A 26,597-nucleotide genomic window follows, 5' to 3' on the forward strand; every position below is an offset into this window, starting at 1 on the left:
GGATCGAACCGCCGATCAGGCGGCATTATGCTCGATCGCGGAGACGATGTCGTTGACGACCGCCTTGACGAGGCCTTCGTCGTCGCCCTCGCCCATGACGCGGATCAAGGGCTCGGTGCCCGACTTGCGGATGACGAGACGCCCGGTCTTGCCGAGACGCGCCTCGCCTTCGCGGATCGCCTCTTCGACTTCCTTTTCGCGCAGCGGCTCGCCGCGCCGGAAACGCACATTCTTGAGAAGCTGCGGCAGCGGATCGAAGAGATGGCAAAGCGCGCTGACCGGCTTGTTGCCGCTTTTCAGCACCGCCAGAACCTGCAGCGCGGCGATGAGCCCGTCGCCGGTGGTCGAGAAATCCTTCAGCACGATATGGCCGGACTGTTCGCCGCCGACATTGTAGCCATGCTCGCGCATATACTCGACGACATAGCGGTCGCCGACCTGGGTGCGCACCAGCGCCAGATCGAGCGAGCCAAGGAACCGTTCCAGGCCAAGATTGGACATGACCGTGGCGACGACGCCCGGCGCCGACAACGTGCCCATTTCTTTCCAGTGCCGGGCGATGAGCCCCATGATCTGGTCGCCATCGACGATCCTGCCGTTCTCGTCGGCGACAATCAGCCGGTCGGCATCGCCGTCAAGCGCGATGCCGATATCGGCGCGGCGTTCGCGCACGGCGGCGCACATGCGCTCCGGCGCCGTCGAGCCGCAATCCTCGTTGATGTTGAAACCGTTCGGCTCGGTCCCGACATGCACGACTTCGGCGCCAAGTTCCCACAACACGTCGGGCGCCACCTTGTAGGCGGCGCCATTGGCGCAGTCGATGACGATCCGCAAGCCTTCCAGCGTCTGCTGCTTGGGGAAAGTGTGCTTCACATGTTCGATGTAGCGCGCCTGCGCATCGTCGATGCGCTTTGTGCGGCCGAGATCGCGCGAACCCGCCAGATTGTCGGCAAGGCCGTTGTCCATGTGATGTTCGATCGCAAGCTCGACCTCGTCGGAAAGCTTGAAGCCGTCCGGTCCGAAAAGCTTGATGCCGTTATCCTCGAAGGAATTGTGCGAGGCCGAGATCATCACGCCGAGATCGGCGCGCAGGCTGCGCGTCAGCATCGCGACGGCCGGCGTCGGCAGCGGACCGAACAAAAAGACGTCCATGCCCATCGAGGTGAAGCCGGCGGTGAGCGCCGGTTCGATCATGTAGCCCGACAGCCGCGTGTCCTTGCCGATCACGACACGGTGGCGATGGTCGCCGCGCCGGAAAACGCGGCCGGCCGCCATGCCGACGCGCAACGCGGTCTCCGCGGTCATGTGCCCGGAATTCGCCTTGCCGCGAATGCCATCGGTGCCGAAATATTTGCGCGACATAAGTCGAACGGTCCTTGCGCCTTGTCTCTTCAATTCCGGCCTGCCAGTGCCCCCCAGTTCGGACCCCGACTTGCCCCCTCAAAAGCTGCAATACGCAGCATATGCGGCGGATATTAGAATTCTATGAGCCCAATGCAGTTAACGTTTTCTTGCCAAATCTTTCATTGGCGGGCTTTCAGGGCCGAATGAACGGCAAGCGCGTCGGCAAGCGGCCGCGGCTCATGCGTGCGGATGTAGTCCGCCCCGCCGATTGCCGCAAGAAGTTCGGCCGCAAGGCTGGCGGCGCCCGCCTCCGCTGGCGCCCGGCCGGTGACCGCGCGCAGGAAGGATTTCCGCGAAACCGAGACGAGCAGCGGCAGCCCGAAACGGGATTTGAGCGCGCCGAGCCGCGCCAGCACCTCGAACGAGGTCTCAGGCGTCGGCCCCAGAAAGAAGCCCATGCCGGGATCGAGGATCAGGCGGTCGCGCGGGATGCCGGCCTTTTCGAGCCGCCCGATCCGTGCCTCGAAGAAGCGGCTGACATGTTCGACGATGTCGCCCTCGGGCGCGGCGCGGCGGTCGGCATTGCCGCTTTCCTGGATCGAGTGCATCAGGATCAGGCGCGCATCGGAGGCCGCCAGCGCCGGGTAAAATTGCGGCGCATCGAAGCCGTGAATGTCGTTCAGGTAGTGCGCGCCGTGAGCGAGCGCATGCGCTTGCGTCTCCGGCCGGAAGCTGTCGACCGAAACGGCGATGCCCTCGGCGGCGAGCGCCTCCAGCACCGGCGCGAGGCGGCGTATTTCTTCTTCGGGCGGGACGGGCGCCGCATCGGGATTGGACGAGGCCGGCCCGAGATCGACGATATGCGCCCCATCGGCGACCAGCCGGCGCGCATGAGCGATGGCGGCCTCAGGCGTGAAATACTTTCCGCCGTCGGAGAATGAGTCCGGCGTAATGTTGACGATGCCGAGGATAAGCGGGCGCTGGAACATGGCGGTTTCTAGCACGGCGGCGCGGTGGCGGCGAGCGGGGTCAGCCGGGCGAATTGAGTGGCGCATCGAATCCGACACCCATGGCGGAGCGAACAAGCTGTTCGATCACCGCATCGAACTCGCGGGGCTTTGCGCCGGAAAACTGCATGAGCGCCACCGTGTGCCCGCCGCCGAGATAGACACGCGCCGCCGCCTTCACATCAAGAGTGGCGGGAATGATCCCTTCCCGCTTGCCGCGCTCCAGCACCTTTTGCGCGATGCCATGCAAACGTTCGAGCACATCCATGTAACGCGGCCAGACATCCGCGCGCACGCCGGTGCTCCAGTCGAGCCAGACCTTGATCATGTCCGGCTTCTCCGTCGCATCGCGCGCGAAGTTGACAGCAAGCGCTTCAAGCGCCTCGGCGACGGTTTTTGGACCGCCAAGCGACGACGAAACGATATGGATGAGATAGGCCTCCACCTCGTCCAGAACGGCGGCAACAAGGTCTTCGCGCGTACGAAAATAGGAATGGACGGCGGGAACCGAGACGCCCGCCCGCTCCGCAACATGGGAATGCGTCGCCCGCGCGACGCCATGCTCGGCGAAGGCCGCAAGCGCGCATTCGAGAAGCTGGGCGCGGCGGGCCGATGGCGAAAGCCTCGTGCGGACGGTTCGGGCAGCGGTCAAGGCGAGCGGTCTCCTTCGGGAATCGGCGGATTTCCGGGCCGAGTATAGACGGATCGGACCGGCACGTTCCGCCGGCGGATGGGGCATTTCAACCCATATTGACTCTTTGCTCAATTACTATTGATATATTACTCAATAGCGAGAATGAGGCCATCTGGGGAGGAACCGCCATGACCGCACTTGCATCCGCGACCGCCAAAGCCACGGAGGCCGACAGCCTCCCCCTCGACCGGATCGACGTGAGCCGGGCCGAGCTTTTCGAACGCAATGTCGAAGGCGACTATTTCGCCCGCCTGCGCCGCGAAGATCCGGTGCACTACTGCGCCGAAAGCGCCTATGGGCCCTATTGGTCGATCACGAAGTACAAGGACATCATGGCGGTCGACACGAACCACCAGGTGTTTTCCTCGGAAGCGAGCCTTGGCGGCATCCTGATCGACGACAACATCCAGAAGAGCGGCGGCGGCGGCATGGACCTGCCGAATTTCATCGGCATGGACCCGCCCCGGCATGACGAGCAACGCAAGGCTGTGAGCCCCATCGTCGCGCCCGCGAACCTCGCACGGCTCGAAGGCACGATCCGCGAGCGCGTCGGACGTGTGCTGGACGGATTGCCGGTCGGCGAGGAATTCGACTGGGTGCCCGCCGTCTCGATCGAACTGACGACACAGATGCTCGCCACCTTGTTCGACTTCCCCTTCGAGGACCGTGCAAAGCTGACGCGCTGGTCCGACGTGACGGTTGCCGAGCCCGGCAGCGGTATCATCGACAGTTGGGAGCAGCGCAATGCGGAGTTGATGGACTGCGCCAATTATTTCGGCCGGCTGTGGAACGAGCGTGTCAACGCCGAACCGGGCTCGGACCTGATTTCGATGCTCGCCCACTCACCTGCCACGCGGAACATGACGCCGGAGAACTATCTCGGCAATGTCGTGCTGCTCATCGTCGGCGGCAACGACACGACGCGCAACTCGATGACAGGCGGTGTTCTGGCTCTCGACCGGAACCCGAAGGAACGGGAGAAGCTGTATGGCAATCCGGGCCTCATCGAAAACATGGTGTCGGAAATCATCCGCTGGCAAACACCGCTCTCGCATATGCGCCGCACCGCGATCGCCGATGCCGAACTCGGCGGCAAAACCATCCGCAAGGGCGACAAGGTGGTGATGTGGTACGTCTCCGGAAACCGCGACGATGAGGTGATCGAACGGCCGGACGATTTCATCATCGACCGTCCCCGCGCCCGTCAGCACCTGTCATTCGGCTTCGGCATTCACCGCTGCGTCGGCAACCGGCTTGCGGAGATGCAATTGAAAATTCTCTGGGAAGAGGTGTTGAAGCGTTTCTCGCGCATCGAAGTGACGGGCGAACCGGTGCGCGTGCGTTCCAATTTCGTGCGCGGCTATGCCTCACTGCCGGTGAAGCTGCACGCATACTGAGGAGGAGCGAAAGAAATGACGAAGGTCAACTACATCGAGGCAAGCGGCAGGGCTCATACGGTCGAGGCCGAAAACGGCATCTCGGCGATGGAAGCCGCGGTGAAGCACGGTGTGCCCGGCATCGACGGCGACTGCGGCGGCGCGGCCGCTTGCGCCACCTGCCACATCTATGTCGATCCGGAATGGCTCGCGAAGACAGGCCCGGCGGCGGACGGCCTTGAAAAGAGCATGCTTGAATTCGCCGAAGACGTGAACGAGCGAAGCCGCCTCGCCTGCCAGATCACACTGAACGACGCGCTCGACGGATTGGTGCTGCGCCTGCCCGACCGGCAGCACTGACAGACGCGATTGCCGCAAAGAAAAAAGGGAGGCCGTGGGCCTCCCTTTCCATTTCGATGTGAGAGCTCCTAATCCGCCTTGCCAAGCCATTTGTAGACGAGGCCGGCCAGAATCGCGCCCGCGATGGGCGCCGCCCAGAAAAGCCAGAGCTGGTCGAGAGCAACGCCGCCCTCGAAAATCGCCGGGCCTGTGCTGCGCGCCGGATTGACCGATGTGTTGGTCACCGGAATGCTGATGAGATGGATCAGCGCCAGCGAAAGACCGATCGAAATACCCGCAAAGCCCGCAGGCGCTCGCTTGTCGGTCGCCCCCAGAATGACAATGAGGAAACCGAAAGTCAGAACGACCTCGATGATGGCGGCCGATTGCAGACCGTAGCCACCGGGCGATTTCTCGCCGTAGCCGTTGGCCGCGAGACCATTGACCCCGATATCGTAACCGGCCTTGCCCGAAGCGATGAGGTAGAGAAGAGCCGCCGCCGCAATCGCCCCGAGCACCTGAACGACAATGTAGGGCAGGAGATCCTTGGCGTCGAAGCGGCCACCGATATAGAGGCCGATACTGACGGCCGGGTTGAGATGACAGCCGGAAATATGGCCGATGGCATAGGCCATGGTGAGGACCGTGAGGCCAAAGGCGAGCGACACGCCAACGAGCCCGATGCCCACCTCCGGAAAGGCCGCCGCCAATACAGCGCTGCCGCAACCACCGAAGACAAGCCAGAAAGTGCCGATGAATTCGGCCGTGAGACGCTTTGTCAGTGCCACGAGTTTCCCCCTCGATTTGAACCGCTGTCACGCTTGCGGCAGACAAGAATAAGCGGGGGACGGATCAATCGTCTATCGGAGAAACAAGGAGCAACGCCGCCGGGCGCGATTGACAAACAGAACAGAAAAGGGAGGCCGAAGCCTCCCTTTCCAATCTCAATTCAACGTCCGGCGGCCCGGTTCAGTTGCCCTGCGGAGCTTATGTTCCCTGCGGGGCGGGCGGCGCACCGATGGGACCTGTCGTCGGCACGGAGGAAACCGGACCGACATCGGCCTTTTCGGGTTCGCCGCGTTCACGCACCGGCAACTCACCCTTCAGCAGGCCGGAAATCTCGTCGCCCGACAGGGTTTCAAACTCGAGCAGACCCTTGGCGATCGTATGCAGATCTTCGATGCGCTCGTTGATGACCTTCCGGGCGGTCTCGTAGCCTTCCTCGACGATGCGCCGCACTTCGGCATCGATCTGGCGCTGTGTCTCCTCGGACATGTTCTGGTGGCGCGCCACCGAATGACCGAGGAACACTTCTTCCTCATTGTCCTGATAGGCGAGCGGCCCGAGCTTGTCGCTCATGCCCCAGCGCGTGACCATGGCTTTCGCCATCTTGGTCGCCATCGAAATGTCGGACGACGCACCCGACGTCACCTTGTCGTGACCGAAGATCACTTCCTCGGCGATCCGTCCGCCCATGGCAACCGCAAGGTCGGCCTTGAGCTTGGCGCGCGTCACCGAAAGCTGGTCGCGTTCGGGCAGACGCATCACCATGCCGAGCGCACGGCCGCGCGGAATGATCGTCGCCTTGTGGATCGGATCGGATTCCGGCATGTGCAGCGCCACCAGCGCATGTCCGCCTTCGTGATAGGCCGTGAGTTTCTTTTCCTCTTCGGTCATCACCATCGAGCGGCGCTCGGCGCCCATCATCACCTTGTCCTTGGCGTCCTCGAAATCGGCCATGGTGACGAGGCGTTTGCCACGACGGGCCGCCATTAGCGCCGCTTCGTTGACGAGGTTCGCAAGATCGGCGCCCGAGAAGCCGGGCGTGCCCCGTGCAATCGTGCGCGGCTCGACATCCGGCGCCAGCGGCACCTTCTTCATGTGGACTTTCAGAATCTTTTCGCGGCCGATGACATCCGGGTTCGGCACCACGACCTGACGGTCGAAGCGGCCCGGGCGCAACAGCGCCGGATCGAGAACGTCGGGACGGTTGGTCGCCGCGATCAGGATAATGCCTTCATTGGGCTCGAAACCGTCCATCTCGACCAGCAACTGGTTCAACGTCTGCTCGCGCTCGTCATTGCCGCCGCCGAGACCGGCGCCGCGATGACGGCCGACCGCATCGATTTCGTCGATGAAGATGATGCAGGGCGCGTTCTTCTTCGCCTGCTCGAACATGTCGCGCACACGGCTCGCGCCGACGCCGACGAACATCTCGACGAAGTCGGAACCGGAAATCGTGAAGAACGGAACGTTGGCCTCGCCGGCGATCGCGCGCGCCAGCAATGTTTTGCCGGTGCCGGGCGGACCGACCAGCAGCACGCCTTTCGGGATGCGGCCGCCAAGGCGCTGGAACTTTGCCGGATCGCGCAGGAAGTCGACAATCTCGGTGAGGTCGTCCTTGGCTTCGTCGATGCCGGCGACGTCGTCGAACATGACACGGCCATGACGCTCGGTGAGGAGCTTCGCCTTCGATTTGCCGAAGCCCATGGCCTTGCCGCCGCCGCCCTGCATCTGGCGCATGAAGAAAATCCACACCGCGATCAGCAGCAGCATCGGGAACCAGGAAACGAGCACGCCGAGAAGCGAGGGCACGTTTTCATCCGACGGCTTGGCGGTGATCTGGACGCCCTTGTCGTAGAGCCGGTTGACCAGCGTCGGGTCGGCGGGCGCGAATGTCGAGAACCGCCGCCCGTCGGTATATTGCCCGGTGATCTTTTCGCCCTGAATCGTCACCTCGCGCACCGTGCCCGCTTCCACATCGGAAAGGAGGCGCGAGAAATTGATCTCGGTCGACGTACCGCTTTGCGGCGCCGGCCCCTGGAAAAGATTGAAGAGCGCGATCAAAAGCAGCGCACCCAGGACCCAGACGGCGAAATTCTTGAAATTGGACAAAGGCTTGACCTTCCCTACCTGAAGACAGGCTCGGCTGTGCAGGGGATGTGCCAGAGGCGGCCCCTGCTCTCGACTGTTTCTAATCTATGAGAAACATAGTGACCACATAAAGGTTTACCAAGCCCTTTGGGCGGCTTTCCCACAATCCTGAAGAGGCGGTGCGCAAGGCAGTCAGCCGCGAATTTGGGCAAAAAATTCGCGTGGGACGATTGTCGCCTCGGCTTTGACCGCCGCGTCGAGTGTCCCCAAATGAGGCACGGAAACCGGCACCGGCCCCGCCCAGAGCGCCGGAAGGGCCGCGAGCGCGGTTCGGGGCGCCAGAGGCAAGGCGAGGCCCGCCGACGCCAGCAGGCCAAGCCCCTCGGCCCCGAGCGCCCGCACATCGAGATACGAATGCGAGCCCGCCGTATCCAGACGGACATCGAAACGGCCGTCCCATGTTCCGGTCGCACCCGGCGCAAGACGTAGCGGCGCTGACTTCCGCGCGGCCGCCAGCTCCCTGACAGCCAGCAACCGTCCCCGCGCCAGCGAGAACTTGACGCCGTTGAGCGTCCGCCCCCGGCCCAGCGTGCCGTCGGCGAGCGACGCATCGAGCGCAACCAGCCCGTCCATGCGCGGTCCATAGGCGCGCCCGCCCACACATTTCAGGATGGCGGCAAGCGCCCGCAGGCGCGTTTCGGCGGATGCGCGCGCAAAGCCTGCCGCCTCGACCTCGACATGGCCGAAACGCGACAGCACGGCATATGCGTCAAGCAACGCGGCCGTTTGTGCCTCCAGCGCGGCGCGTGCCCGCGCCATGCGGCCTGCGGTGTCGGCAAGACCGGCGGCGTCGAAACCAAGCGCTTCGAGCGCGCTCATCGCCTGACGAATCTTGACGCGGTCGAAACGGTCATTCTCATTACTCGGATCGAGCACGGGCGTAAGCCCGGCCTGCGCCACCGTCGCGGCGAGCCGGGCGCGCGGCAGGTCGAGCAGCGGCCGCAACAGCCGCAATGGCGGAGTGCCTGCATCGAGCGCACGCGCCTCCGGCATGGCTGCAAGCCCATCGACACCGCTTCCCCGGCGCAGACGCAGCAGGAAGGTTTCAGCCTGATCTTCGAGATGATGAGCGACGAGAAGATCGCCCGCACCGGCCTCGCGGCACGCCGCGGCGAGCAAACGGTACCGCGCCTCGCGCGCTGCCGCCTGGATGCCGCTGCCGGGCTTTGGTTCCGTCCATGTCAAAATACGGTGAGGCACGCCGAGCGTGGCGGCGAGCCGCGCCGCTGTCACGGCCTCCGCGGCCGAGCCGGCGCGAAGACCGTGATCGACGGTCAGCGCGACGAGCCGCACACCCGGCCGACCGCGCGCCCATGCGGCGGCAAGGATCAGCAGCGCCAGCGAATCCGGCCCGCCCGAAAATGCGACGGCAATGACGTTCGACGGATTGTGGCGGCGCAGCCGCCCGGCGAATTCGTCCGGCAGAACGGGAAGCTGGCCGGACGGCGCCGGATCTTCTCGAACATGCATCGGACTTCATCCCTCTGCGGTGGCGGCCTTCGGCCGGCAATCAGCAGCCGGCCTTCTCGCGCTCCAGCTTGTTGCGCGCGACGACGGCGGGCGAAGCTTGCGGAAACCGTGAACCGAGCTCGCTCCACACCGTGCAGGCGGCGTCCTTGTTGCCGAGCGCGTTGAGGCTCATCCCCAGTTTCAGCAGACTGTCGGGCGCCTTGTTGCTCGACGAATAGGTCGTATAGCCGGTCAGGAAGGCGTCGCCGGCTTCCTTGTGGCGGTTCTGCGCATAATAGGTCTCGCCGAGCCAATATTGCGCGTTGCCCGCCAGCGTGTCCTTCGGATGGAGTTGCAGAAACTCGATGAAGGCCGCCCGCGCCTGGTCGTATTGGCCGCGCTTCATCAGATCGATCGCAAAATCATACTGTACCTGCGGCGTGCCCTGAGGCAGCACGGAAGCGACCGGCGCCGTGCCAAGCGTGCCTTCGGCCGTCGCCGGACCGGGCCCGCGTTCGCCGTCATCGTTGACGGGCGCCATGGCGCCGCCCGATGCGCCGCTGACGGCGGCGGAAGCACCGCCTCCGCCTTGCGCATCCTGAAAGCGCAGCTCCGTGTCGGCCTTGAAGCGTTGCAGCTCCTGGCTCATCTGCTCGATGCGATAGCCCATCTCTTCCAGATTGCCATTGAGACGGCGGACCTGCTCTTCGAGTTCGAAAATACGCGACTGCGCATCGGCCGCGCCTGCGCCGCCGCCGCTGAGCGATGTCGGTGCGCCGGTCGATCCGCCGCCGCTATAGCTCTGCCGCTGAAGGTCGGTGATTTCGCGCTCGATCCGGTCGAGCCGGTTGCCGATCGCGCGCATGTCGAAGTCCCCGCCCGACTGCGCGCCTGCGCGATCCGCGGCAAGCATCGGCAATCCGGCCAGGGCCAGCACGGCGGCGGCCCGGAGGACGGTATATTTCGGCCGGAAACCGGAGCGCAATCGAACCTCCAATGCGTGTCTCACTCGATCCTCCGCATCCTAGCTGCAACTACGACAAAATTGGGGCGTGAACATTCCGGGCCCGAATCGAAGAAGCGCTCTTCCGCGATTTGCGGAAGAGCGCTCCCGATTGGACGTGCTTCCCGGCAACGAGACCGTTTAGCTCGCGACGCCGGACGCAACCACCGTCACGGCGCGACGGTTCTGGCCCCAGCAGCTCTCGTTGGAGTCGAGGCAGACCGGACGCTCTTTGCCGTAGGACACGGTGTTGATACGGCCGGCATTGACGCCGAGGCTGACGAGATAGTCTTTCGCCGCGTTGGCGCGACGGCCACCGAGCGCAAGGTTGTATTCGCGGGTGCCACGTTCGTCGGCATGCCCTTCGAGCGTGAAGGTCAGGTTCGGGTAGAGGGCCATCCACGCCGCCTGACGCTGCAGGGTGGCGCGGGCTTCATCGCTGAGCGACGACTTGTCGGTGTCGAAGAAAACGCGGTCGCCGACATTGGCAACCAGATCTTCCTGCGTACCGGGGGTGATGGCGCCTGCCCCTGAGGACGAACCGCCAGTATCCGTGGCGGTCGAGCTGCAAGCGGCCAACATGAAGAAAGCAGCGGCCACAGCGGCAATCCGCAGGCCAGCGTTCGGGGACTTCATTCGGGTGATCTCCTTTTGATCTCAGCGGCCATGGCGCCTCAGCGCTCAATCGATTTGCTACTTTTGCACGAGACGCCCCCCGACAAAACAGGCAGCGCCCGATTTATCCGGAGAAAGCCGCATACAAATCCTCACTGGCCCGGGTACCCCCGGGGGCCAGCTCGCATCGCCCACAATTGGCCGACGCTGGGGGTTGCTGTACCGCAACAGCATATGTGCCACAGCACAGAATCTTGCGCAAGAAGCGCCTGCTATTCCTCGACTTTTAGATCAAACTAACGTGACATTTTTACATCAATGATGAGACAGGGGGTTTATGCGACCGTTTTGGACAGCCAACCCGGCAACCCGTCACTGAATCCGCGGAGACCAGGCCGGATCAGATGCGAAAGTCGGGGTCGGCGCCGGCCGCTCGTTGTGACCGGTCACATCGACCGACCAGAGGCTCGGACCGCCCTGCGCACCCCGCGTTTCGCGGAAGAACATCAGCACCCGCCCATTGGGCGCCCATGTCGGCCCCTCATTGTGATAGCCCTCGGTCAGCACACGATCGCCGGTGCCGTCCGGGCGCATGACGCCGATGACGAAGCGTCCACCCGAAATCTTGGTGAAGGAAATCAGGTCGCCGCGCGGCGACCAGACGGGCGTGGCATAGCTGCCCTGACCGAAGCTGATGCGCCGCTGGTTGGAGCCATCCGCATTCATCACATAGATCTGCTGCGAACCGCCTCGGTCGGATTCGAAGGCAATCTGGCGCCCGTCAGGCGAGTAGCTCGGCGACGTGTCGATGGCCGCCGTGTTCGTCAGGCGCGTCACCTGACGGCTGCGAAGGTCCATCGTGTAAATGTCGGCATTGCCGCCGCGTTGCAGGCTCATGATGATCTTCTGGCCGTCCGGCGAGAAGCGCGGCGCGAACGTCATGCCCGGAAACTCGCCAACGACTTCCTGTTGACCGGTCTCGATGTCCAGCACATAGACGCGCGGCTGATTGTTTCGATAGGCGAGATAGGTGATCTCTTGCGAGTTGGGGCTGAAGCGCGGCGTCAGCACAAGTTCGCGGCCATTGGTCAGCATGCGCGGATTGTGTCCGTCCTGATCCATGATGGTCAGACGCTTGACGCGGTTGTTCTTCGGTCCGGTCTCCGAGACATAAACGACGCGGGTGTCGAAATATCCATCCTCGCCCGTCAGACGCTTGTAGATCGCATCCGAAATCAGATGCGCGATGCGCCGCCAGTTGTCCGGCGTCGTGAAAAATTGAAGGCCGGTAAGCTGCTGCTCGGCATAGACATCCCAGAGACGGAATTCGACACGCAGACGTCCATCGGACTCCATGCGGGCCTGGCCGGTGACAAGCGCCTGCGAATTGATGATGCGCCAGTCGCCGAAGCGCGGCTGAACGTTGATGTCGCTGAGCTTCTCGATGAAGGCCGCCTTGGGCAAAGGCCGAAAAAGACCCGAGCGCTCCAGATTGTTGGTGACGACACCGGCAATATCGGCGCCGACCGAACTCTCCTGATCCGCCGCCCCCAGGAAATCGACGATGGCGATGGGCAAGGGGTCGACATGGCCCTCGGTGATATCGATCTGCAGCGCCGCGCGCGCCGGCATGGCACAAGCCATCGCCATAACGAACGTCGCAATCGCCAGTCGATAGAGCCCCCGCCCACCTTGCAGTCGTATGCGAAAATCGGTCATTGCATTTAACTCCCGGATGACGGGCTAACCGCCCAACATTTCTCTTGGATCGAATCTGAGATCTATTTCCCGCCAGCTTGCAAATTTGTCCGCGGGCATTGTGAACGGCTGGCAAAGGCGTATGGCGCGCATGGCACTGTCGGCTGCTGCCTGATAATACGCCCCGCCCGTGATCAGCTTCGTGCGGTCCATCAACTCCGGCGGCCGCGCCAGCGACCCGTCCTGGTTGAGATATACCTTGATCCTGACAACCAGTTGCTCGGCATTGGGGGCGCCCGCCGGCACGCTCCAGCACCGGCGCATCTGCACCTTGAAGGCATCCATCTCGCTGAGCGTCAGGCGCATCGACGGATCGTCCGTTCGCGGAGCGTCAAAAGCTTCCTCGACCCTGGGCGCGGGCTGCGGCTTCGAGGCCGCATCGGGCGCCTTGTTGAGCAGCGCGGCGATCTGGTTCGGGTCGAATTTCCGCTCCGGTTCCTTCTTCGGCGGCGCAGGCTTTTCGACCTTCTTCTCCACGGGCTTCGGTGGGTCTTTCTTTTCCACCGTCTTATCCGGAATGGGTTCCGGTTCCCTTTCGGGGGGCGGTGGCGGCGCCGGCGCGGGGCGCGCTTCGGCCTGCGGGCGCTCGATCGCCTTTGGCGGCTCCGGCTCTTCGACCGGCGGCAACGGCTTTTCGACCTTCTCCTGGCGCTTCAGATTGGTCATCTCGTCGATCGTTATCAGATCCACCGGCAACGCGCGCGTCGACACCGAGGGCAGCTCCTCGGGTGTCGGAAACGTCGCCAGCGCCAGCACGACAATCGCGCTATGCGCCGCGACCGAAAAGAGAACCGAATTACGCATTCTCGCCGTTTATCTGTTTCCGGGCTTGCTGGCCGGCTTGATCTCGGACTCGGTCACAAGTGCAACACGCGTGAAGCCCGAAGAACTGATGACACCCATCACCCTCATCACCTCCGAATAGGGAAGCGACCCATCGGCACGCACGAAGATGCGTTGCTCGTAGCCATTGTCGGCAATCGCCAGAAGCTGTTCGACCATGGCGTCGAGTTGCGAGGGTGTTTCCTGCACGAAAATCTCGCCCTGCCCGTTCAGCGTGATCGTCAGCGGCTCATTGTCGCCCGAAATCGGCGCAGCCGCCGTCTTCGGCAGGTCCACCGGCACACCGACCGTCAGCAACGGCGCGGCCACCATGAACACGATCAGCAACACCAGCATGACGTCGACAACCGGCGTCACGTTGATTTCGGACATCGGCGCTCTCGCGAAACGGCCGCGTCGAACGCCCTTGTTTCCGACCGACATGCCCATCGATCAGCTCCGCTCATCGAGTTGCCGCGAAAGGATCGCAGAAAACTCGTCGGCAAAACTCTCCATCCGGCCGCCAATGCGCGACAACTGATTGGAGAAACGGTTGTAGAAGATAACCGCCGGAATAGCAGCGAGAAGGCCGAGCGCGGTTGCAAAGAGCGCCTCCGCGATGCCCGGCGCCACAACGGCAAGGTTGGTATCGCGGCTGATCGCGATCGACTGGAACGCATTCATGATGCCCCAGACCGTGCCGAAGAGACCGATAAAGGGCGCGGTCGCGCCGACGGTCGCGAGGAACAGAAGCCGGCTCTCGAGATTGACGATCTCGCGCGAGATCGTCACCTGCATGACTTTGTCGACGCGTTCCTTGAGGCCGATAAAGGAGCTTGAAGCGATGTCCTGCGACCGCCGCCACTCACGCATCGCCGCGATGAAAAGCACGGAGAGCGGATGCTGCGGCCGATGCCCCATTTCCTGATAAAGATCGTCCAGCGACCTGCCCGACCAGAAGATGCGCTCGAACTGGTTGGCGCGCCGTTCGACACGGGCAAACCGCCACCACTTGTCGAAGATGATCGCCCAGGACCAGACCGAGGCGAAGAGAAGACCCAGCATCACAAGCTTGACGACGATGTCGGCACGCAGGAACAGCCCCCACATGGAGAAGTCCATGGCGGCGGCGTCGACCGTCGTCTCGGTGATGATCTGGGCAGTGGTCGCGGGATCCATCAGATTGCCTCTCCGTGCTTTCAGGCTCGATGCAGGGAGCGGCACATCGCTGACGCGGCATCCGCATCCGGGCACCCTGCCCGCCGCGCCTTGCCGTTGAATGTGTGCCCCCGAATTGAGGCCGAAGTTAGTCTTTCAATTATGTCATTACCGTGGCGCGCGTTCGGATATTGGGTGGCATCTCAAGAGGTTAGCGTCGCTGTGTTGCGGGCCGACAACATCGTAGGAACGAAACTCTTACTTCCGTGTTTAACCGCTTTCAGGACCGACGAACGGCGCGAGCGCCTGCCGCACCCCGGCGGGAAGGCGGCGCGGCCGGCCGGCCGCGTCAAGACAGGCCGCAAAGACCCGGGCCCGCCAGATCGGCTCCCCATCGGCGCCATCGGCAATGCGCAGGATCGTCTGCTCGGCTTCGATCCGCGCGCCGCTCGCACGTACGTATCGCGTCCGGACCTCGAGCCGGTCGTCGATCCGGGCGGGCTTCAGAAAATCGATCTCCATGCGATGAACCGCGAACGCAAGCGGGTCGGCGCCCTCGAAAAGATCGGCGTGATGGACCCCCGCCAGCCGCAGGAAATCGGAACGGCCCCGCTCGGCAAACCGCAGATAATTCGCGTGATAGACGATGCCCGAGAAATCCGTGTCTTCGTAATAGACCCGGACGGGCAGGCGATGCACCTGGCCGTCGATCCGGCCGGCAAGGTCGGGCCAGTCGTTCATTTGCCGCCGTCGCCTTCATCGCCGCCGAAAAGCGCGCCCTGCCCCGCCGGCCCGCCTTCCGGGGGCGCGATGCCGAGATGGGCGAAAGCCGCCGCCGTCAACATCCGTCCGCGCGGCGTCCGGTTCACCAGCGCTTTCTGGATCAGATAAGGCTCGATGATCTCCTCGATGGCATCGCGTGGCTCGGACAATGAGGCGGCAATCGTCTCGACGCCCACCGGCCCGCCCGAAAAACCGATGGCGATGCAGCGCAGGTAGCGATGATCGAGCGCGTCGAGCCCTAACTCATCGACTTCGAGGCGTCGCAGCGCCTTGTCTGCCGTCTTCGCATCGATCGAACGCGCGCCTTCGACAACCGCAAAATCGCGCACCCGGCGCAACAACCGGCCGGCAATGCGCGGCGTACCGCGCGCCCGACGCGCGATTTCATGCGCCCCGTCCGGCGTCATCTCGACACCGAGCACGCCGGCGCCGCGCCGCACGATGCTTTCGAGTTCGGCAATCTCGTAGAAATTGAGCCTGACCGGAATGCCGAAGCGGTCGCGCAGCGGCGTCGTCAGAAGGCCGGTGCGTGTCGTCGCGCCGATCAGCGTGAAGGGCGCAAGCTCGATCCGGACCGAGCGCGCGCCGGGGCCTTCGCCGATGATGAGATCGAGTTGAAAATCCTCCATCGCCGGATAAAGAATTTCTTCGACCGCCGGCGCCAGCCGGTGAATTTCGTCGATGAACAACACGTCGCGCGGTTCGAGATTGGTGAGAAGCGCCGCAAGGTCGCCGGCCTTGGAAATCACCGGTCCCGATGTCGCGCGGAAATTGACGCCAAGTTCGCGTGCAACGATCTGCGCGAGCGTCGTTTTTCCAAGGCCGGGCGGTCCGGCAAACAGCACATGGTCGAGCGCCTCGCCGCGGGCGCGTGCCGCCTCGATGAAGACCGACAGGTTTTCGCGCGCCCGCGCCTGCCCGACGAAATCGGCAAGCACCTGCGGCCGGAGCGAGCGTTCCAGTTCGTCCTCCTGCCGTTTCGCGGCGCCGAGAATGCGTTCCGTCATCGCGCCAGTTCCTTCAGACCCTGCCGGATCAGCGCCTCGGCGCTTGCATCGTCATCCAGCCTGCGCGCTGCCGATGAAACGGCGCCGGCCGCCTGCGCTTGTGGATAGCCGAGATTGACGAGCGCCGACACCGCATCGCGCATCGGTTCGGATTGGGGGGACGCATCGGCACCGCCTGCGCCGTTGAGAACGACGGCAAGCCCCGCGCCGGCCGGCGCCTTGTCCTTCAGTTCGGCAACGATCCGTGCCGCGACTTTCGGACCGACGCCGGGCGCGGCCGACACCGCTTTCTTGTCGTCGAGCGCGATCGCGCGCGCAAGATCGGCCGGCGTCAACGCGCCCAGCACACCAAGCGCGACGCGCGTACCGACGCCCTGTACGCCGAGCAACAAACGAAACCACTCGCGCTCGCCATCGCTCGTGAACCCGATCAGGCGAATTGCGTCGTCGCTCATCTTGGTTTCGATGGAAAGCGTCACCGCACCGCCCGGCGACGGAAGGGCCGCCAGCGTTCGCCTTGAGCAGGTGACGTGATAGCCGACGCCGCCGACATCGACGACCACCCAGTCCTCGCCGGTCGAGTCGACCATGCCTTTGAGCTTGCCGATCATCGTGCCGCCCCGGCCCGCAGCAGCGCCGCCGCGATCCGCTCGTCGGCGCCGCCCGAATGCGCATGGCAAATGGCGATGGCAAGCGCATCGGCCGCATGTTCGGTGGCAGGCCTTGCTCCGGGCAGCAGCATTTCAACCATCAGCGCGATCTGGGCCTTGTCGGCGTGACCGGCGCCGACGACCGACTTCTTGATCCGGTTTGGTGCATATTCGGCGACCGGCAATCCGGCCCGCGCAACGACAAGCAGCGCAACGGCCCGCGCCTGGCCGAGCTTCAGCGCCGCCGAAGCATCCCGCGCCACAAAGGCCTGTTCGACGGCCGCGGCGTCGGGCGCATGGCAATCGAGCACATCGAGAAGCCCGGCTTCGATTTCGACCAGCCGTTGAGCGAGCGGCGATTTCGAATTGGAAACGATAGTGCCGTTGGCAAGATGGACGAGCCGCGAACCTGCGGTCTCGATGACACCCCAGCCGGTCGCGCCGAGGCCGGGATCGATGCCGAGGATTCTGAGCGGTGCCGGCATGGGCGGCTGGTCCTCCAAACAGATCGGCGGCGGCCGTCTGTCGGGTTCACATCCGTGACGGAGGCCGGAATGCTCCGGCATGGACCGATCCGGAAAGATCGCTCAGGCCGACATTTTCTCCAGCACCGAATCGGACATCTCGAAGTTCGCATAAACCTGCTGCACATCGTCGTTGTCGTCCAGCGCTTCGAGCATCTTGAGCACCGTCTCGGCCTTCTCGTCGTCAAGAGAGATGGTGTTTTGCGGCTTCCAGACGATGCGCGCCGAGCGCGGTTCGCCGAACCGGGCCTCAAGCGCCTTGGAGACCTCATGCAGCGCGTCGGGTGCGCTGTAGAGATCGTGCGTTTCCGGGCCCGACTGGCAGTCGTCGGCGCCAGCGTCGATGGCGGCCTCGATCATCGCGTCGGCGCTGGCCGCGTCCGCCGGATATTCGATCAATCCCAGTCGGTCGAACATGAAGGACACCGAGCCGGTTTCGCCCAGATTGCCGCCATTCTTGGTGAATATGGCCCGCACTTCGCCGGCCGTCCGGTTGCGGTTGTCGGTCAGCGTCTCGACGATGACGCCGATGCCGCCGGGCCCGAACCCCTCGTAGCGCACTTCCTCGTAGTTTTCGCCGCCCTGATCGGTGCTGCGCTTGATGGCCCGCTCGATATTGTCCTTGGGCATGTTCTCGGCGCGCGCCGCCTGAATGGCGGCCCGCAACCGCGGATTATATTCCGGATCGGGCAGGCCCATCTTGGCCGCCACGGTAATTTCCTTGGCAAGCTTGGCGAACATCTTGGCGCGCTTCTTATCCTGCGCGCCTTTGCGGTACATGATGTTCTTGAATTGCGAATGGCCGGCCATTCCGTCTCCCAACACCCATCGATGCAAGCTGGATTCGGGCGCTTTTATAGAAGCCGCACCGGTCAAAATCCAGCACTGCCCACTATCGCCCGAATACACGCATTGCGTGTTTTAATAAAACTGATACTCTTTTAACGTGTATGTAATGATTCACCTCTAGTTTCAGATCGTCGCCGGCACCCGGAGGTTCGCCCAGCCTCCCCACAACACCGGTGACACAAGCAGCAAGCCCGGCTTCGCGGCCTCGCCCAAGTCCGCAACCGGGCAGCCCGCGCGCAACGCGTAGGCAGGCCGCCCCGTCCCCGCCCCCTGACCCACCTCGGGAGGCCGGGGGCGGGGCGATGCTTTCTGCGGTATCAGCAACTGTGAATTTCGGTCGGCCAGGCATAGTCGCCGGATGGCGCGCGGTCGAAAACAGCATCTTCGATGAAGCGCGCCACCAAAACCTCGCTGAACAGCGCGTGATAGCGCGCATGGCCGTTACGCGCGACGCGCTGGCGTTCGCCATCGTTCTTCAGAAAATAGCGCAACCGCTCCGTTAACTCGTCGAGATCGCGGTAGAAGGCGAATTCATCGTCGGAAAAAATCTCGTCATATCCGGTCGACCGCGAAACGAAAACGAGCAGCCCGTTGCCGGCATACTGGGCGAAACGGTCCGACGAATAGAGATAATGGTCATCGGCCCGGTTGAGATTGAGGCCCATGCGCGCCGATGCGATCGCCTCGAAATAGGCGCTGCCATATACGTAAGGCCGCTCTGCCAGTCCATAATACGCATAGCGCGCCTCCGGCACCCGGGCCGCGATCTCGCGCATGAACTGGCCGCGCCTCGGCGTCGTCCGTTCGGTTCCTATCGCACACAAAAAGTCGAACGGCTGATCGTCGCGGGCAAAACATTCGAGCGTCTCGATTGAACGATCGGCCGGATTGGGAATGAAGGCGACACGATGCGTCGGCGTTACAAACTGGCGAAGATGGTCACCGGCCGTCGTCAGGAAAGTCGCGTCTGCGACCTCCGCCTGACGGCGGATGCGCTGGACATTCTCTGCGACAAAGAGCGCATCGAGATTGACCGTCGCGACCCGAAGCGCAGGCAACATGGAACGCAGTTTACGTACAGTGTCGTTTCTGATCTTGTCGGCATGGAGCAGCACCAGCAGGTCTGGCCGGAAATTCTCGCAAAGCTCCAGCAAACGCCGGTTGACGTGGCCCTCGCCGCCACGTCCGACGCCGAAACGGCCCTGTTCACGCGCCACGTCGCGATCGCTGAAGGGTATCACCAGATGACCGTTGCGCACAAAACCGTTCGTCAGCTTGCGCACCGTCGCATAGAAATTGGCGCCCGCCCGCTTTTCATTGTAGTTGCCCACTAACACGATCCGCATCTGCTTCACGTCTCCGGTAAAGCGGCGCGCAGGCGTCCGCCGATGCGAACCGGTTCGACACGCCGCGCAAGGCCCGACGCCGCATCCGTCTCCACGAACACGCCACACAACGTCGCCGGCCCCATGGCCGGCTGAAAACGCCCGCTTGGAATTTTTGTGGTGAAACGGTTGAGCGGTTCGTCCTTCTCCATTCCGATGACCGAATTATAGTCGCCGCACATACCTGCATCCGTCTGGTACGCGGTGCCGCCGGGAAGCACCTGTGCGTCGGCCGTCGGCACATGGCTATGCGTGCCGACGACAAGCGACGCGCGGCCGTCACAGAAATGGCCCATCGCCATTTTCTCCGACGTCGCTTCGGCATGCATATCGACCACGATAGCATCCGCAGCCTGTCCCAGCGGACAGGCATCGAGCTGACGGTCGATCGCCTCAAACGGACAATCGAGCGCCTCCATGAAAACGCGGCCGAGCGCGTTCACAACCAGCACGCGCGCGCCGGATGCACTCTCCACCAGCGTCGCGCCGCGTCCCGGCGTACCGGACGGATAGTTGACCGGCCGGATCAGCCGCGGCTCCCGCTCGATATGAACCAGCGCCTCGCGCTGATCCCACGAATGATTACCGAGCGTGATGACGTCGGCGCCAGCGTCGAACACATCGTCGCAGATCGCGCCGGTGATGCCGAATCCGCCGGCGGCGTTCTCGCCATTGACGATGACGAAATCCAGCCCGAGTTGCCGCCGCAACCCCGGCAGTTCGGCAACCAGCGCATCCCGCCCGCTGCGGCCCACAATATCGCCGAGAAACAACAGTCTCATCATCACACTCCGCGCGGCGCGGCGGCGAAAGCGCGCGCGCCCGTTTCGGTTACAACCCAGTCGAGCCGGGCATCGAATTCCTCTTCCGGCAGGTCTTCGGCTTCCTGCGCCGAAAAGGCAATGCCGACCGCCACTATTCCGGTGCCTTCGTGGCGGAGCGCCGCCAGCGTGCGGTCGTAATAGCCGCCGCCATAACCGATGCGACGGCCCCGGGCGTCGAAGGCAAGCAGCGGCACGAGCACCACATCGGGACGGCAGGCGAGCGCGCCCGGCGCCGGCTCGCGCGTCCCGTGCGCACCGGCGACAAGCGCATCGCCCGGCCGCCATTGAAGAAAAACCAGAGGCGCATCCTGGTGCGCGACGCGCGGCAGCGCACAGACATGACCCGCCGCAGAGGCGCGCGCGATGACCTCCGCCGGATCGGCTTCGCTTCCCATCGCCACATAGCCGGCGATCGAGGCCTGCCGCGGCAACAGAACGGCTTTGAAAAAATGATCGGCGATGCGGGCGCCGGCGTCGGGCCCGGCTGCATCCCGCGCGGCATCGCGACGCAGGATCGCTGCCGCGCGCGCCGCGCGCTTCGCCGCACTCATGCCGCCAATCCCGAAAAAGGTGAGAAAGGTGGGGCCACCTTGGCCGTTGGAACTTCGTTCCCCGGAGACCTACTAACGTAGGTGGGCGCCGTGTGAAGGAGACCACGGTCTCCCTCAGGGACAGCTCCCTTGAGGACCGTAAGGCCCCGAGAGTATGTGTTCCTGACGTACCAGGCAGCACCCGGCTCTATTCTATCGGCCTTCGAGGGCCCCCGGGTCAAGCGCATAGCGTCCGGACGGAAAGGGACGAGGCTCACGCCGCCTCGATGCGCTTGGCAAGGTCCTCGATGCGGCGCGCCGCATTGTCGAGCACGTCGGCAAGCGCGTCCTCCGCCTCCCGCGACCGGTCCAGCGCCGAGGAGCGCGCACCGGAGAGATTTTCGATCTCCTGGTCGAGCAATTTGGTCTTTTGCAGCGCTTCCGACAATTCGTCGGTAATCAGCAACCCGGCCATCAGCAGCAACCGTGCATCGCCCACTTGCCCGACTTCCTGCGCCAGCGCCGTCATATGCTTGTTCATATAAGCGGCAAGTTCGCGGACGTGATCTTCTTCGCCGTCGCCGCAGGCAACGGTGTAGGTGCGATCGTTCAGCGAAACCTTGACCTGTCCCATCGAAATCCCTTTCGGCGCGGCCCCTCTCAGGCGTCCGCCAATACCTCGCGAATGCCTTCGATGGCATCCGCCAGCGTCTCCGAAGCGCGTTCATTGAGTTCGTTGAGGCGGCGCGCTTCCGACCGCATCTGGTCGAGCTCCTCGGCAAGCGCGGCCCTGTCTTCCTTGAGCGTATCGGTTTGTGCCTGCAGGCTCTTTGCCGCCTGCAGCCGCACCACCTGGCGATTGATCGTCGCTTCAAGCCTGTCGACCGCGCTTGAGAAGCGCTCCATCGCCGAATCGAGTTTGGTCATGCTTTTGTCCGGCTTCGAGGCGCCGTTCGGCCTCGCGGCCCAAGATAGGCGGGGCGGGGAAACAAGGTCAACGGCGGCCCCGCGAATAAGAACGCAGCCGCCCTGCGAAATCGCAGGCCGATATGCCCGAATGCAGGCGCCCGGACGGCCATTCCGGCATTGACTCAACCGGGTCCCGTGGTCATTGTGGCGCCGCTCTCGGGAGGGCCCGATCCGAGCCAAATCTGCGGTTTCTTGACGCCCGCGACCTCCATGCCCGCTCAGGCCCGCCTGGGCTACAGAGTGACACATGACACCAACCGAAAAATCCGCCCTCGCCGCGACGGTGGAAGCCTCAGCCGGAAAAGCGCCGGCGGCTTCCCATCACAATCTCGCCAATGCCATTCGGGCGCTGGCGATGGATGCGGTGCAGCAGGCCAATTGCGGTCACCCCGGCATGCCGATGGGGACGGCCGACATCGCAACGGTCCTCTTCACCCGTTTCCTGAAAATCGACCCGCGCGCGCCCCACTGGCCCGACCGCGACCGCTTCGTGCTTTCGGCAGGCCACGGTTCGATGCTGCTTTACGCCGTCAACTACCTGCTCGGCTATGAAGACATGACGATCGAGCAAATCCGCAATTTCCGGCAGCTCGGAAGCATCACCGCCGGCCACCCGGAATACGGCCACGCGGCGGGCGTTGAAACCACCACAGGCCCGCTCGGTCAGGGCATCGCGACGGCGGTCGGCATGGCGCTGGCCGAACGCCTGCAAGCCGCCCGTTTCAGCGACAAGATCGTCGATCACTACACTTACGTGCTGGCCTCCGACGGCGACCTGATGGAAGGCGTCAGCCACGAGGCGATCGGCCTTGCCGGCCACCTGAAACTGTCGAAGCTGATCGTCCTCTACGACGACAACGGCATCACCATCGACGGCGCGTTGTCGCTTTCGGAATCGGGCGACGCGCTGAAGCGCTTCGAAGCCGCCGGCTGGAACGCCACCCGCATCGACGGCCACAACCCCGACGAGATCGCCGCCGCCATCGAAAAGGCCCGCAAATCCGACCGCCCGACACTGATCGCCTGCCGCACGGTGATCGGCTATGGCGCGCCCAACAAGCAGGGCAAGTCGTCCGCGCATGGCTCGCCGCTCGGCCCCGACGAAATCGCGCTGGCGCGCACCACGCTTGGCTGGTCGGCCGAACCTTTCGTCGTGCCGAGCGAAACGCTGGACGCGTGGCGCATTGCCGGGCTGCGCAACGTCAAGGCGCGCAAGGCCTGGGAAGACCGGCTGGCCGCACTGGACGCGCCTGCCCGCACCGAATTCGAACGCCGCCTCGCCGGCGACCTGCCGGCCGAACTCGGCAAGGCGATTGCCGCGTTCAAGGAAAAGCTTGTCGCCGAGAAACCGAAATGGGCAACGCGCAAATCCTCCGAGGAAGCGCTGAACGTCATCAACGCCGTGCTGCCGGAAACGATCGGCGGTTCGGCCGACCTGACCGGCTCCAACAACACACGCTCGAAAGAGCAGAAGGTCGTGACGGCGGAGGACTTCTCGGGCTCCTTCATCCATTACGGCATTCGCGAACACGGCATGGCCGCCGCGATGAACGGCATCGCGCTGCACAAGGGCCTGATCCCCTATTCCGGCACGTTCCTCGTTTTCACCGACTACTGCCGTCCGGCAATCCGCCTGTCGGCGCTGATGGGCCAGCGCGTCGTCTATGTGATGACGCATGACTCGATCGGACTTGGCGAGGACGGCCCCACGCACCAGCCGGTCGAGCATCTGGCGAGCCTGCGCGCGATACCGAACCTGCTGGTCTTCCGCCCGGCCGACGCCGTCGAGACGCTCGAATGCTGGCAGCTTGCGCTTGAGGCAAAGGACACGCCCTCGGTGCTGGCCCTGACGCGCCAGAACCTCCCGGCCGTCCGCCTCGAGAATTCGGACAAGAACCTTTGCGGACGCGGCGCCTACGAACTCTCGCCGGCCTCGGCCAAGGCGAAAATCTCGCTGCTGGCGACGGGCTCCGAAGTCGAGATCGCCATGGCGGCACAGGCGCAACTCGAAAAAGACGGCATTCCGGCGCGCGTCGTCTCGATGCCCTGCCTTGAGCTCTTCGAACAACAGTCGCGCGAATTCCGCGCCGGTATGCTCGGCGAAGGCACCGTGAAAATCGCGATCGAAGCGGCGGTCCGCTATGGCTGGGACCGCTATATCGGCGCCGATGGCGACTTCATCGGCATGGAAGGTTTCGGCGCCTCGGCGCCGGCGCCCGATCTCTACAAGCACTTCAACATCACCGCCGAGGCGGCCGTGGCCGCGGCCAAAGCGCGGCTGGCGGAAATTTCGTAAGACAACACAAGGCTCGGGAGAACAAAATGGCTGTGCGCGTTGCGATTAATGGATTCGGGCGGATCGGGCGGCTGGTGCTGCGCGCCATCGCGGAATCGGGCCGCAAGGACATCGAGGTCGTCGCGATCAACGATCTGGGTTCTGTCGACGCCAACGCGCTGCTGCTGAAATACGACAGCGTCCACGGCCCCTTCCCCGGCAAGATCAAGACGACGAAATCGTCGATGGATCTGGGCCGCGGGCCGATCAAGGTGATTGCCGAACGCGACCCGGCAAAGCTGCCGTGGAAGGAACTCGGCGTCGACATCGCGCTCGAATGCACCGGCCTCTTCACGGCCCGCGACAAGGCGGCCGCCCATCTGAAGGCCGGCGCGAAGAAGGTGTTGATTTCGGCGCCCGGCGAAGAAGCCGACCTGACAGTTGTCTACGGCGTCAATCACAAGGACCTGAAGAAGTCGCACAAGATCGTCTCCAACGCCTCCTGCACCACCAACTGCCTCGCGCCGGTGGCGCAGGTGCTGCACAAGTCCTGCGGCATCGAACAGGGCTACATGACGACGATCCACGCCTATACGGGCGACCAGAACACCGTCGACACGCTGCACAAGGATCCGCGCCGTGCGCGCGCCGCCGCCGTCTCGATGATCCCGACCTCGACCGGTGCGGCCAAGGCCGTCGGCCTTGTTCTGCCGGAACTGAAGGGCAAGCTCGACGGCACCTCGATCCGCGTGCCGACACCGAACGTCTCGGTGATCGACCTCGTCTTCACGGCGAAGAAGAAAGTGACGGCCGAAGAAGTGAACGCCGCCATCATTGCCGCCTCGAAGGGCCCGCTGAAGGGCATTCTGGCGACCACCAACGAGCCGAACGTCTCGATCGACTTCAATCACAACCCGGCCTCCTCGACGTTCGACCTGACCCAGACACAGGTCATCGACGGCAAGCTGGTGCGGGTGCTCGCCTGGTACGACAACGAGTGGGGCTTCTCCAACCGCATGGGCGACACCGCCGTCGCGATGGGCAAGCTTCTCTGATCGGAGCCTGAACGCCAGATGGCCGGTCACAAAACGCTCGACGATCTTTTCGCAACGGCCGACATCAAGGGCCGTCGGGTGCTGGTCCGCGCCGATCTCAACGTGCCGATGCAGGACGGAAAAGTGGGCGACGCCACGCGGCTCGAACGCGTGGCGCCGACCCTGACCGAACTCGCCGGTCGCGGTGCAAAGGTTGTCGTGCTGTCGCATTTCGGCCGCCCCAAAGGCAAGCCGGACGCCAAATATTCGCTGAAGCCTGTCGCCGAGGCCCTTTCGGCCTTCACCGGCGGAACGGTCGCCTTCGCCGATGACTGCATCGGCGAAGTAGCCCAGCGCGCCATCGAGGCCCTCGCGCCGGGCAGCATTCTGGTGCTCGAAAACACGCGTTTCCATGCCGGCGAGGAAAAGAACGATCCGGATTTCGCCGCCGCGCTGGCAAAAAACGGCGACGTCTATGTCAACGACGCCTTTTCCTGCGCCCATCGCGCGCACGGCTCGACCGAAGGCATCACCCGCTTCCTGCCGTCCTATGCGGGCCGCGCGATGGAAGCCGAACTGACGGCGCTTGAGGCCGCGCTCGGCACGCCGAAACGGCCTGTGGTAGCGGTTGTCGGCGGCGCAAAAATCTCCACGAAAATCGCGCTGCTCGCCAACCTCGTCAAAAAGGTCGACGCCCTGGTCATCGGCGGCGGCATGGCCAACACCTTCCTGGCCGCGCAGGGCAAGAAGATCGGCAAATCGCTCTGCGAACCCGATCTGCTCGACACCGCCCGCGAAATTCTCGAAAGCGCGCGCGCCGCGAAATGCGATGTCGTTCTGCCCTCCGACGTCGTCGTCGCCGCCGAATTCAAGGCCGGCGCCACGGCACACACGGTTTCGGCCGATGCGGTGCCGGAGGACATGATGATCCTCGATGTCGGGCCCGACACGCTGAAACATCTGGCTGGCCGCTTCGAAACGGCGAAGACGGTGGTCTGGAACGGGCCGCTCGGCGCTTTCGAAATCCCGCCCTTCGACCGCGGCACCGTCGAGGCCGCGCGCCTCGTCGCGATGCGCAGCAAACAGGGCGAACTTGTGTCGGTCGCCGGCGGTGGCGACACGGTGGCAGCGCTCAACGAAGCGGGCGCGGCCGAAGATTTTACCTATGTATCCGCCGCGGGCGGCGCCTTCCTCGAATGGATGGAAGGCGTGGAACTGCCGGGCGTCGCGGCGCTCGCGAAAACCTGAGCCGAAAGGCGAGACCGGGA

At 64.0% G+C, this 26,597-nt stretch carries 27 protein-coding genes and 1 other RNA gene; 5 read left to right on the forward strand and 23 right to left on the reverse strand.

Annotated features, from left to right (window positions below; all coding sequences use genetic code 11):
* Nucleotides 1–15: 15 nt before the first annotated feature.
* The 3 genes from glmM to KF719_RS06195 form a co-directional block, all read right to left on the reverse strand.
* On the reverse strand, nt 16–1,362 hold the full coding sequence (gene glmM, locus KF719_RS06185; RefSeq protein ID WP_293507845.1) for a phosphoglucosamine mutase: 1,347 nt from the start codon (nt 1,360–1,362) through the stop codon (nt 16–18).
* A gap of 161 nt (nt 1,363–1,523) precedes the next feature.
* On the reverse strand, nt 1,524–2,333 hold the full coding sequence (gene folP / locus KF719_RS06190; protein WP_293507846.1) for a dihydropteroate synthase: 810 nt from the start codon (nt 2,331–2,333) through the stop codon (nt 1,524–1,526).
* A 40-nt stretch (nt 2,334–2,373) separates the two neighbouring features.
* Entirely contained in the window at nt 2,374–3,003 is a 630-nt protein-coding gene (locus tag KF719_RS06195) for a TetR/AcrR family transcriptional regulator (protein ID WP_293507847.1), read from the reverse strand.
* 170 nt (nt 3,004–3,173) lie between these two features.
* On the opposite strand from KF719_RS06195, the gene KF719_RS06200 reads away from it, so the two are divergent.
* Nucleotides 3,174–4,442: a cytochrome P450 gene (locus KF719_RS06200; protein WP_293507848.1), complete on the forward strand. Its 1,269-nt coding sequence runs from the start codon at nt 3,174–3,176 to the stop codon at nt 4,440–4,442.
* A 15-nt stretch (nt 4,443–4,457) separates the two neighbouring features.
* Nucleotides 4,458–4,781, forward strand: coding sequence for a 2Fe-2S iron-sulfur cluster-binding protein (locus KF719_RS06205; RefSeq protein WP_293507849.1), 324 nt, complete (start codon nt 4,458–4,460; stop codon nt 4,779–4,781).
* 68 nt (nt 4,782–4,849) lie between these two features.
* Here the strand turns inward: KF719_RS06205 and aqpZ are convergent, their stop codons facing one another.
* From aqpZ to KF719_RS06305, 20 genes are all read right to left on the reverse strand, one after another.
* Nucleotides 4,850–5,542 carry an aquaporin Z gene (gene aqpZ, locus KF719_RS06210; RefSeq protein ID WP_293510593.1) on the reverse strand — a complete coding sequence of 231 codons (693 nt, stop codon included), beginning with the start codon at nt 5,540–5,542 and terminating at the stop codon, nt 4,850–4,852.
* A gap of 205 nt (nt 5,543–5,747) precedes the next feature.
* On the reverse strand, nt 5,748–7,655 hold the full coding sequence (ftsH, locus tag KF719_RS06215; protein ID WP_293507850.1) for an ATP-dependent zinc metalloprotease FtsH: 1,908 nt from the start codon (nt 7,653–7,655) through the stop codon (nt 5,748–5,750).
* A gap of 171 nt (nt 7,656–7,826) precedes the next feature.
* Entirely contained in the window at nt 7,827–9,164 is a 1,338-nt protein-coding gene (gene tilS, locus KF719_RS06220; protein ID WP_293507851.1) for a tRNA lysidine(34) synthetase TilS, read from the reverse strand.
* A 40-nt stretch (nt 9,165–9,204) separates the two neighbouring features.
* On the reverse strand, nt 9,205–10,152 hold the full coding sequence (gene ybgF / locus KF719_RS06225) for a tol-pal system protein YbgF (protein WP_293507852.1): 948 nt from the start codon (nt 10,150–10,152) through the stop codon (nt 9,205–9,207).
* Between the two features lie 135 nt (nt 10,153–10,287).
* On the reverse strand, nt 10,288–10,728 hold the full coding sequence (pal, locus tag KF719_RS06230; protein ID WP_293510594.1) for a peptidoglycan-associated lipoprotein Pal: 441 nt from the start codon (nt 10,726–10,728) through the stop codon (nt 10,288–10,290).
* A 405-nt stretch (nt 10,729–11,133) separates the two neighbouring features.
* Entirely contained in the window at nt 11,134–12,411 is a 1,278-nt protein-coding gene (tolB, locus tag KF719_RS06235) for a Tol-Pal system beta propeller repeat protein TolB (protein ID WP_293510596.1), read from the reverse strand.
* A gap of 93 nt (nt 12,412–12,504) precedes the next feature.
* Nucleotides 12,505–13,323, reverse strand: a complete 819-nt coding sequence (locus KF719_RS06240; RefSeq protein ID WP_293507853.1) for a hypothetical protein — start codon at nt 13,321–13,323, stop codon at nt 12,505–12,507.
* Between the two features lie 9 nt (nt 13,324–13,332).
* Complete coding sequence (locus tag KF719_RS06245) at nt 13,333–13,791, reverse strand: ExbD/TolR family protein (protein WP_293507854.1); 459 nt, start codon at nt 13,789–13,791, stop codon at nt 13,333–13,335.
* Between the two features lie 3 nt (nt 13,792–13,794).
* Nucleotides 13,795–14,520, reverse strand: coding sequence for a protein TolQ (gene tolQ / locus KF719_RS06250; protein WP_293507855.1), 726 nt, complete (start codon nt 14,518–14,520; stop codon nt 13,795–13,797).
* 249 nt (nt 14,521–14,769) lie between these two features.
* Nucleotides 14,770–15,240 carry a tol-pal system-associated acyl-CoA thioesterase gene (ybgC, locus tag KF719_RS06255; RefSeq protein WP_293507856.1) on the reverse strand — a complete coding sequence of 157 codons (471 nt, stop codon included), beginning with the start codon at nt 15,238–15,240 and terminating at the stop codon, nt 14,770–14,772.
* On the reverse strand, nt 15,237–16,289 hold the full coding sequence (gene ruvB / locus KF719_RS06260; protein ID WP_293507857.1) for a Holliday junction branch migration DNA helicase RuvB: 1,053 nt from the start codon (nt 16,287–16,289) through the stop codon (nt 15,237–15,239). Before ruvB ends, ybgC begins: the two co-directional genes overlap by 4 nt.
* Nucleotides 16,286–16,900, reverse strand: a complete 615-nt coding sequence (ruvA, locus tag KF719_RS06265) for a Holliday junction branch migration protein RuvA (RefSeq protein WP_293507858.1) — start codon at nt 16,898–16,900, stop codon at nt 16,286–16,288. The genes ruvB and ruvA overlap by 4 nt, the downstream gene beginning before the upstream one ends.
* The gene (ruvC, locus tag KF719_RS06270; protein ID WP_293507859.1) at nt 16,897–17,424 is read right to left on the reverse strand and encodes a crossover junction endodeoxyribonuclease RuvC; all 528 of its coding nucleotides are present in this window, start codon (nt 17,422–17,424) and stop codon (nt 16,897–16,899) included. Before ruvC ends, ruvA begins: the two co-directional genes overlap by 4 nt.
* 102 nt (nt 17,425–17,526) lie before the next feature.
* The gene (locus tag KF719_RS06275) at nt 17,527–18,273 is read right to left on the reverse strand and encodes a YebC/PmpR family DNA-binding transcriptional regulator (RefSeq protein ID WP_293507860.1); all 747 of its coding nucleotides are present in this window, start codon (nt 18,271–18,273) and stop codon (nt 17,527–17,529) included.
* A 356-nt stretch (nt 18,274–18,629) separates the two neighbouring features.
* Nucleotides 18,630–19,658, reverse strand: coding sequence for a glycosyltransferase (locus KF719_RS06280; RefSeq protein ID WP_293507861.1), 1,029 nt, complete (start codon nt 19,656–19,658; stop codon nt 18,630–18,632).
* A gap of 5 nt (nt 19,659–19,663) precedes the next feature.
* Nucleotides 19,664–20,479 carry a TIGR00282 family metallophosphoesterase gene (locus tag KF719_RS06285; protein ID WP_293507862.1) on the reverse strand — a complete coding sequence of 272 codons (816 nt, stop codon included), beginning with the start codon at nt 20,477–20,479 and terminating at the stop codon, nt 19,664–19,666.
* Nucleotides 20,480–20,481: 2 nt separating this feature from the next.
* Nucleotides 20,482–21,072 (reverse strand): 5-formyltetrahydrofolate cyclo-ligase, encoded by a 591-nt coding sequence (locus tag KF719_RS06290; protein WP_293507863.1) that lies wholly within the window; start codon nt 21,070–21,072, stop codon nt 20,482–20,484.
* A gap of 27 nt (nt 21,073–21,099) precedes the next feature.
* Nucleotides 21,100–21,256: non-coding RNA, 6S RNA (gene ssrS, locus KF719_RS06295), on the reverse strand.
* A gap of 69 nt (nt 21,257–21,325) precedes the next feature.
* On the reverse strand, nt 21,326–21,685 hold the full coding sequence (gene zapA, locus KF719_RS06300; protein WP_293507864.1) for a cell division protein ZapA: 360 nt from the start codon (nt 21,683–21,685) through the stop codon (nt 21,326–21,328).
* Nucleotides 21,686–21,711: 26 nt separating this feature from the next.
* The gene (locus tag KF719_RS06305; protein WP_293507865.1) at nt 21,712–21,978 is read right to left on the reverse strand and encodes a DUF4164 family protein; all 267 of its coding nucleotides are present in this window, start codon (nt 21,976–21,978) and stop codon (nt 21,712–21,714) included.
* Between the two features lie 289 nt (nt 21,979–22,267).
* Between KF719_RS06305 and tkt the strand changes: the two genes are divergently transcribed.
* The 3 genes from tkt to KF719_RS06320 are packed head-to-tail and all read left to right on the forward strand — an operon-like array spanning nt 22,268 to nt 26,577.
* Entirely contained in the window at nt 22,268–24,316 is a 2,049-nt protein-coding gene (gene tkt / locus KF719_RS06310) for a transketolase (protein WP_293507866.1), read from the forward strand.
* A gap of 26 nt (nt 24,317–24,342) precedes the next feature.
* Nucleotides 24,343–25,350: a type I glyceraldehyde-3-phosphate dehydrogenase gene (gene gap, locus KF719_RS06315; protein ID WP_293507867.1), complete on the forward strand. Its 1,008-nt coding sequence runs from the start codon at nt 24,343–24,345 to the stop codon at nt 25,348–25,350.
* A gap of 18 nt (nt 25,351–25,368) precedes the next feature.
* The gene (locus tag KF719_RS06320; protein ID WP_293507868.1) at nt 25,369–26,577 is read left to right on the forward strand and encodes a phosphoglycerate kinase; all 1,209 of its coding nucleotides are present in this window, start codon (nt 25,369–25,371) and stop codon (nt 26,575–26,577) included.
* The last annotated feature ends 20 nt before the right edge of the window (nt 26,578–26,597 follow it).

The organism is Parvibaculum sp., assembly GCF_019635935.1.
Classification (GTDB): Bacteria; Pseudomonadota; Alphaproteobacteria; order Parvibaculales; family Parvibaculaceae; genus Parvibaculum.